Annotated in this window: 8 protein-coding genes; 3 read left to right on the top strand and 5 right to left on the bottom strand. The window is 73.2% G+C overall.

Features of this window, described 5'->3' with window-relative positions; all coding sequences use genetic code 11:
- Positions 1 to 135 precede the first annotated feature (135 nt).
- Positions 136 to 1,248 (bottom strand): hypothetical protein, encoded by a 1,113-nt coding sequence (locus ACIQTO_RS07650; RefSeq protein ID WP_402384210.1) that lies wholly within the window; start codon positions 1,246 to 1,248, stop codon positions 136 to 138.
- Positions 1,249 to 1,569: 321 nt separating this feature from the next.
- Between ACIQTO_RS07650 and ACIQTO_RS07645 the strand changes: the two genes are divergently transcribed.
- The gene (locus tag ACIQTO_RS07645; RefSeq protein WP_402384207.1) at positions 1,570 to 3,663 is read left to right on the top strand and encodes an MFS transporter; all 2,094 of its coding nucleotides are present in this window, start codon (positions 1,570 to 1,572) and stop codon (positions 3,661 to 3,663) included.
- A 51-nt stretch (positions 3,664 to 3,714) separates the two neighbouring features.
- Here the strand turns inward: ACIQTO_RS07645 and ACIQTO_RS07640 are convergent, their stop codons facing one another.
- Together ACIQTO_RS07640 and ACIQTO_RS07635 are read right to left on the bottom strand one after the other, a co-directional pair.
- Entirely contained in the window at positions 3,715 to 3,957 is a 243-nt protein-coding gene (locus tag ACIQTO_RS07640) for a hypothetical protein (RefSeq protein ID WP_402384204.1), read from the bottom strand.
- 110 nt (positions 3,958 to 4,067) lie between these two features.
- Positions 4,068 to 4,544: a MarR family winged helix-turn-helix transcriptional regulator gene (locus tag ACIQTO_RS07635; RefSeq protein WP_402384201.1), complete on the bottom strand. Its 477-nt coding sequence runs from the start codon at positions 4,542 to 4,544 to the stop codon at positions 4,068 to 4,070.
- A 114-nt stretch (positions 4,545 to 4,658) separates the two neighbouring features.
- On the opposite strand from ACIQTO_RS07635, the gene ACIQTO_RS07630 reads away from it, so the two are divergent.
- Positions 4,659 to 4,979: a cupin domain-containing protein gene (locus ACIQTO_RS07630; RefSeq protein ID WP_402384198.1), complete on the top strand. Its 321-nt coding sequence runs from the start codon at positions 4,659 to 4,661 to the stop codon at positions 4,977 to 4,979.
- Positions 4,980 to 5,040: 61 nt separating this feature from the next.
- Here ACIQTO_RS07630 and ACIQTO_RS07625 read toward each other — a convergent pair whose 3' ends face one another.
- Positions 5,041 to 5,334, bottom strand: coding sequence for a hypothetical protein (locus tag ACIQTO_RS07625; protein ID WP_402384195.1), 294 nt, complete (start codon positions 5,332 to 5,334; stop codon positions 5,041 to 5,043).
- Positions 5,335 to 5,462: 128 nt separating this feature from the next.
- Here ACIQTO_RS07625 and ACIQTO_RS07620 point away from each other — a divergent pair, with 128 nt between their 5' ends.
- Positions 5,463 to 5,795 carry an antibiotic biosynthesis monooxygenase family protein gene (locus tag ACIQTO_RS07620; RefSeq protein WP_402384192.1) on the top strand — a complete coding sequence of 111 codons (333 nt, stop codon included), beginning with the start codon at positions 5,463 to 5,465 and terminating at the stop codon, positions 5,793 to 5,795.
- 130 nt (positions 5,796 to 5,925) lie between these two features.
- Here the strand turns inward: ACIQTO_RS07620 and ACIQTO_RS07615 are convergent, their stop codons facing one another.
- Complete coding sequence (locus ACIQTO_RS07615; RefSeq protein WP_402384189.1) at positions 5,926 to 6,921, bottom strand: RICIN domain-containing protein; 996 nt, start codon at positions 6,919 to 6,921, stop codon at positions 5,926 to 5,928.
- Positions 6,922 to 7,030: the final 109 nt, after the last annotated feature.

The raw sequence follows: 7,030 nt of genomic DNA, 5'->3' as shown, positions 1-7,030 counted from the left end.
CTCTTGGGGGGGGGGGGCGGTTTCTTGTGGGTTTGGGCGGCTGATTTTCAGTGCCCCCGACCACCCGGGGCGGGGGGGGCGGGGGCCGCCCGGGGGGGCGGGGGGGGGCCCCCCCCCCCCCGCCCGTCCGCGCGGTCAGCAGGTCCCCGGGTCGCTCTCCAGGGCGGCCCGGGTCTTGGGCCCGTAGAAGACGCCGTTCGACCCGGTCTCGCCCTTGATCTTGAAGCTGCGCTGGTAGTCGCCGAGCACGGTCTGGGTCCACCAGTCGAAGGTGCTGGTGGCGATCGACTTGTCGACGAAGCCGCACGAGGTGGCGGCCAGCCGCAGCTGCATGTCCTTGACGTCGGCCCCCGTCATCCCGCGCTCCAGCACCCGCACGGTCGGGGGCGGCGTCGGTGTCGGGGACGGGGTGGTCGCCGTCGGGGTCGGGGTCGGGGTCGGGGTCGTGGTGACCGGCGTCGGCGCCGGCGCGGACGGCGTGCCGGCCGGTGCCGGGGGAGCGGCCACCACCGGGGCGGTGGTCGCGGCCGTGGCGCTCGGCGGCGCCGTCCTGCTCGGGCTCGGTCTGGTCGTCCTGCTCGGGGACGGGCTCGGCGCCCCGGTCGACGGCGGCGCGCTGGGGCTCGGCGCCGCCGGGGTGGTCGGGTCGACCGGTGCCGGCGCCAGGGTGGTGGAGGGCGCGGGCTGGGCCCGGTCGCTCGGCTCGGCGGAGGGCGTCACCGCGTAGGCCAGGCCGACGGTGAGTGCCAGCAGTCCGGCGCCGGCCGCCACCAGCAGGCCCTTGCGCCGGGCCGGCATGCCCTGCTCGGCCTGCTCCGCCGAACGGCGGGCGGCCCGGCCGCCGGCGGGGGCGGGCGCCGCCCCGTCGAACGGGAAGTAGCCGATCTCCGCGTCCTCGGCCGGGGGCTGTTCCACCGTCGGCCGGGGGCCCGGCGGGGGTACCGACATCACCGGCGGTAGCACGGTGGTCGCGTAGGCGTCCGCGTCCGGCCCGACCGGTGGGGGCCCGACCGGCGGTGCGCCCGGGCCCGGGGCGGGCGGCAGCACGGTGGTGGCGAACGGGTCCGCGGGAACGCCCGCCGGCGGGCTGTCCACGATCACTCCGAGGGCCTGCGGCACGTACGGGCGGACCAGCGGCGGGCCTTCGAGGTGCGGGAGGACGGCGGTCTCGGTCAGGCTCGGATCCGGCAGGCACCTGCACCCGGCGGAGCGCGCGGTGCCGCACGTCGGGCAGTGCTGGTCCGGCATCGGCCGGTCCTCCTCGGTCGTGGATCGTTTCTCGGGTGCCCCCGGACGGGTGTTCCCGGGGGCGAACGCGCCTGATTATGCAGGACGGTCCCAGGGGTGGACAGGGGCGTCCGGCCCACCGCGGGGGTGTTGTGACGGTTGGTGGTGGTTGCGCCCTGATGAACGGCCGACGGGCCGGGGGCGTCCCCCGAACGGTCGCCGTTGTTACGTTCGGCTCAACTGAACGGAGCAAACCCGGGCATTTCTGACAGCATGGTGAGCTGGGAGTGATCATCCGCACGGACCCCGCCGGCCGGGGCCCGCGACCGCTACGGAGACCCGATGACGGATCCGATCGCCGCCGCCGACCGCGGCCCGACGGGCGAACCCGGTCCGCCCGAGGTCACCGCCCCCAACCTCTGGGTTCCGATCGGCGCCCTGCTGCTGGCGATGCTGCTGGCCGCGCTCGACCAGACCATCGTCTCCACCGCGCTGCCCACCATCGTCAGCGACCTCGGCGGTCTGGAGCACCTCTCCTGGGTGGTCACCGCCTACATGCTGGCCTCCACGGCGGCCACCCCGCTCTGGGGCAAGCTCGGCGACATGTACGGCCGGAAGCGCTTCTTCCAGGCCTCGATCGTGATCTTCCTGGTGGGCTCGGTGCTCTGCGGCATCGCCCAGAACATGGGTCAACTGATCGCCTTCCGGGCCCTCCAGGGCCTCGGCGGCGGCGGGTTGATGGTGCTCTCCCAGGCCATCGTCGGTGACCTGGTCTCCCCCCGGGACCGCGGCAAGTACCAGGGCCTGTTCGGCGCGGTCTTCGGCGTCACCAGTGTGCTCGGACCGCTGCTCGGCGGCCTCTTCGTGGACAACCTCAGCTGGCGCTGGGTCTTCTACATCAACCTGCCGATCGGTGTGGTCGCCCTGGTGGTGATCGCCGCGGTGCTGCACGGGTCGGAGGTGAAGCGCCGGCACCGGATCGACTACCTGGGCACCGTGCTGATCGCCTCGGTGGCCACCTGTCTGGTGCTGATGACCTCGCTCGGCGGGACGACCTGGGACTGGAGCTCCTGGCAGATCGTCGGACTGGGTGTCCTGGGCCTCGTCCTGCTGGTCGCCTTCGTCCAGGTCGAACGGACCGCGGCCGAACCGGTCCTGCCGCTGCGGCTGTTCCGCTCCCGGACGTTCAGCCTGGTCGCCGTCATCTCCTTCGTGGTCGGCTTCGCGATGTTCGGCGCGCTCACCTATCTGCCGACCTTCCTCCAGGTGGTCATGCAGGTCTCGCCGACCATGTCCGGCATCCACATGCTGCCGATGGTGCTCGGGATGCTGGTCACCTCGATCGGCTCCGGCCAGATCGTCGCCCGCACCGGCCACTACCGGGCCTTCCCGATCGCCGGGACGGCCGTCACCACGGTGGGTCTGCTGCTGCTCTCCAGACTGGACGAGAACAGCAGTACCTTCGAGATGAGCTGCTACTTCCTGGTCTTCGGCCTCGGGCTGGGCCTGGTGATGCAGGTGCTGGTGCTGATCGTGCAGAACTCCGTCGGCTACCAGGACCTGGGGGTGGCGACCGCCGGCGCGACCTTCTTCCGGTCCATCGGGGCGTCGTTCGGCGTCTCCATCTTCGGCACCGTCTTCGCCTCCGGGCTCAACAGCCGGCTGTCCGACGCGCTGGCCACCGGGGTGCCGGTGCCGCCCGGCTTCGACCCCGGGGCGATCACCTCCGATCCGCGCGTGATCGCCGGGCTGCCGGCCGCCACCCAGGACGCGATCTACCACGCGTACTCCGAGTCGATCACCCGGGTCTTCCTGTACGCGGTGCCGGTGGCGCTGGTCGCCTTCGTGCTGTCGCTCTTCCTGCGCGAGCAGAAGCTGCGCTCGACGGTGACGGCGCCCGACCTGAGCGAGTCGATCGGCCTCAACCCGGTCGAACGGTCCTCGCTGGACGAGATCGCCCGCGCGCTGTCGGTGCTGAGCAGCAGGGAGGCCCGGCGGGACCTCTACCGGCGGATCACCGCGGGCGCCGGGCTGGACCTCAAACCGGCCTCCAGCTGGCTGCTGCTGCTGATGCACCACCACGGCTCGGTCGAGCCCGCCGAGGTGGCCGAGCGCCGGACCGTCCCGATCGCCGTCATCGAGGAGGCCGTGCGGGAGGTGGAGGCCCGGGGCCTCGCCTCGCGGACCGGCGGGCTGCCGCTGCGGCTGACCGAGTCGGGCGAGGCCGACGCCGTCCGGCTGGTCGCCGCGCGGCGGGCCCAGCTGTCCGAGCTGCTGGGCGACTGGGACGAGAAGCAGTTCGCCGACCTCGCCGACCTGCTCACCCGGCTGTCCTCCTCCCTCGGCGCCGACCTGCGGGACCGGCCGGACCGGCCGGACCAGCCGGACCGCGGCGGCCCCGAGTACGCCCGGGACGGGGAGGACCGGTCGGTCTAGCGCGCCCCGCCGGCCTCGGGGCCGGTGTCCGGGGCGCGCGCGGTGCCCGGTTCAGGAGACGCGCTGCAGCTGCCAGGCGTTCTTGCCGGTGCTCGGGTTGGGGCCGGTCCGGCAGCCGCTGTCGTCGTACTCGCCCCGCGTCACCCAGCCGGAGGGCGGCAGGACGGTGGCGCACGCGTTGACGTAGCTGCCGATCGAGTAGCCGGTGAGCTGGAGCAGCCGTCCGGAGTTGCGGTCGAAGCCCGTCACCTTGGTGAATTCGACCTGCTGACACCAGGCGTGACGCTTCGTCATATCCCTGGGGCGCGAGAGTGGGGCGTCAGCCGCGTCGGGCGGCTCGCGCCGGCTGGCCGCCGGTGCGCGCGGGGCCGACGGGCGAGCCGCGGCGCCGGGCGGCGGAGCGTTCAGGCGCCGCCGAACCAGCGTGGGGTGTCGAGGCGGAACGGGTCGCCGGGGGCGAGGGCGCGCAGGTCCGTCTCCAGGGCGCGGAGGCGCTCCTCGCCGAGCGTGTCGGACCACTGGGCGCGCAGCTCGTCGAAGATCCGGGCGGACCGGACCAGGCAGTCCACGCCGCGCGCGGTGAGTCGGACCACCTTGCGGCGGGCGTCGGCGGGGTCGCTGCCGCGTTCGACGTAACCGAGCTGTTCGAGCTGTTCGACGGTCTTGCCGGCGGCCTGCTTGGAGACGCCGAGGCGGCGGCCGAGCTCGACGGCGGTGGTGCCGTCCGGCCCGATCGCCTGGAAGACGAAGCCGTGCATCGGTCGCAGGTCGGGGTGGCCCTCGCGGGCGATTCGCTCGTGCAGCTCGTCGATGATCAAGCGGAAGGCGAGCAGGAGTCGCAGGGGCAGCTCGAAGCCGGGGGGAGCGGGGTCGCTTGACATAATAGACAACCTCATTGACCATATAGGTAACGTCGTTGACCATTCTAGGGGGCCACACACATGTCCGTCATCCGCGGGACCGAAGTCCGCCGTACCGAGACGCCCAATGCCGTCATGACCACCCTCGCCTCACCCGGTCAGGGTGGCAGCGCGCTCGCGATGTGGCGGGTGGACATGGCGTCCGGCGGCCAGGGCCCGCTGCACGTCTTCGACGTCGAGCAGGTCTGGACCGTCCTGACCGGCGCCCTGACCGTCGAACTGGGCGGGGAGACCTTCGCGTTGGCGGCCGGCGACACGGCCGTCCTGCCGGCCGGTCTGACGCGCCGGATCTCCGCCGGGGCCGCCGTCACCGCGCTCGTCGCCGCGCCGGGCGGGGCCCGGGTGTCCGTCGTCGGCCGGCCGGAGGAGGCCTTCGTCCCCGGCTGGATCGCCTGATCCACGGACGGCGCCCCGCACCGCTTCTTCCGGCGCGGTGCGGTGCGGGTGCCTCGGCAGGTCAGTCCAGGTGGAGCCGGCCGCCGCGGTTCAGCTGGTCGACCGTGCCCCAGGAGGCCTCGTTGTTGCGCAGGTTCGAGGTCGGGCTGCCACCGCGGCCCGCCAGGACGTCGTTCGCGTCGCCGTAGAACCACGGGTACACCCAGACGCCGATGGTCGAGGTGGAGGCGTTCTCGACGGAGTCCTCGGGTCCCGGGGCGGTGTCGGCACCGCCCGTGCGCCGCGCACCTCGTGGGAGGCGGCCGTCGACTCGGCTCGGCGCCGGGCGGTGGGCCCAGCGCGGGAACCCGCTCACGCCCCGGACGCCGCCGGAACCCGCCGCACTCCGTCTCGTGCGCGGGAGCGGCGATGTGGGACGCGCCACCGCTCCGTTCTGGAGACGTCCCACACTCCGCGGCCCACCCCGTGGGGCAGGATGGAGCCATGAGCGTAGTCAAGATCAACGTACTGACCGTCCCCGCCGAGCAGCGCGAGGTGCTGGAGAAGCGCTTCGCCTCCCGTGCCGGATCCGTGGAGAACTCCGACGGCTTCGAGTGGTTCGAACTCCTCCGCCCGGTCGAGGGCACCGACCAGTACCTCGTCTACACCCGTTGGGCCGACGAGGACTCCTTCAAGGCCTGGATGGAGGGCCCCATGCAGGCCGCCCACCGTCAGGGCCCGCCGGCCGCCGAGGGCGAGGCGCCGCAGCGCCCGGCGGCCTCCGGTTCGACCCTGTGGTCCTTCGAGGTCGTGCAGTCGACGGGGCCGAAGGCCTGAGGTCCCACGTCGTCGCCACGGCGCGCCCCGGATCCGTCCGGGGCGCGCCGTTCCGTTCCGCGCTCGGCCGTGCGCTCGCACGCCCCGCCCCTGGGCGCACCCGTGGTCGACCGGGCCGCGCGGGTTCGGGTCAGACGGTGTCGCGGACCTTGACGGAGCCGGCCTCGACCAGGAACTGCTGGTTGGGATTGCCCGCCCGGCAGCGGTAGATGAACACGTTGTCGTTGTCGTCGCGGGTGTTGCCGACGTCCAGGCACATCTCGTGGGCGCTGCCGATCGTCGACCCCAGCACGAACGCCCCTCGGCGCAGCTGCCAGGTCTGGTTGGCGACGGCCGTCTCGGAGTACTCGCACGCCCAGATGCGGACGTTGTCGCCGTCGAAGCCGGTGTTGTCGGCGTCCAGGCACATCTCCGGGGCGGTGCCGAGGGTGTCGGCGACCTTGACCCGGCCGTCGTCGAGGACGAAGCGCTGGTTGGTGCCGTGCTGGCACCGCCGGATCCTGGCGTTGTCGCCGTTGAAGCGGGTGTTGCCGATGTCCAGGCACATCCCGGTCGGCACCCGGGGCGGGGTGGCGACGTTCAGGGTGCCGTCGGCGATCGTGTACTCGGTGCCGTTGTTGGGGTCGCGGTACCGGAAACCGCCGTTGCCGCGGGGGAGCGTGGCGTCGGCCGGTGCGTCGGCGTCCACGGTGACCCGCGGGGAGAACCGGAAGTAGCCGTTGGACGGCCAGCTGCTCCGGCCGCCGTTGAGCCCGTAGCCCTCGCAGGTCAACGTCCGGTTGGCATTGCCGAGCACGCAGTTGCGCAGGCCCAGGTTGTTGCCGGTCCAGGCCGAGCCGTTGCCGCTGTACTCGGTGGGGACGGTGGTCTGCGGGGCGAAGGTGGTGTCGCCCGGCGCGGTGAAGACGGCGGTCATCCCGGAGGGGGGAAGGAGGCCGGGGCCGCCGGTGTTCTGGTACGTCCACGGCACCGGCGCGCTCCGCCCGGGGGCGAGCGTCACGGTGGTCGGCGCGTCCCGTCCGATGAAGGTCACGGCGGCGGCCGGTGCGGCGAACGCGCCGGTGAGGGTCAGGGCTGTGACGGCCACGGTGGCGGTCCGGGCAACGCCTCGCTTGAGGGCACTCACGAACTCGACTCCACTTCCTGGAAGGCATGGTGGGTGTGCGGTCGAGATCTTTGTGTACGGACGGAGCCCGGGGGGCGGAGGTCACGCCCGGAGCCGCGCGGTTCACCCG

It is taken from the genome of Kitasatospora sp. NPDC091207 (assembly GCF_044768625.1).
In the GTDB taxonomy this organism is placed as follows: domain Bacteria; phylum Actinomycetota; class Actinomycetes; order Streptomycetales; family Streptomycetaceae; genus Kitasatospora.
This window is presented reverse-complemented; position numbering and strand designations above follow the sequence as displayed.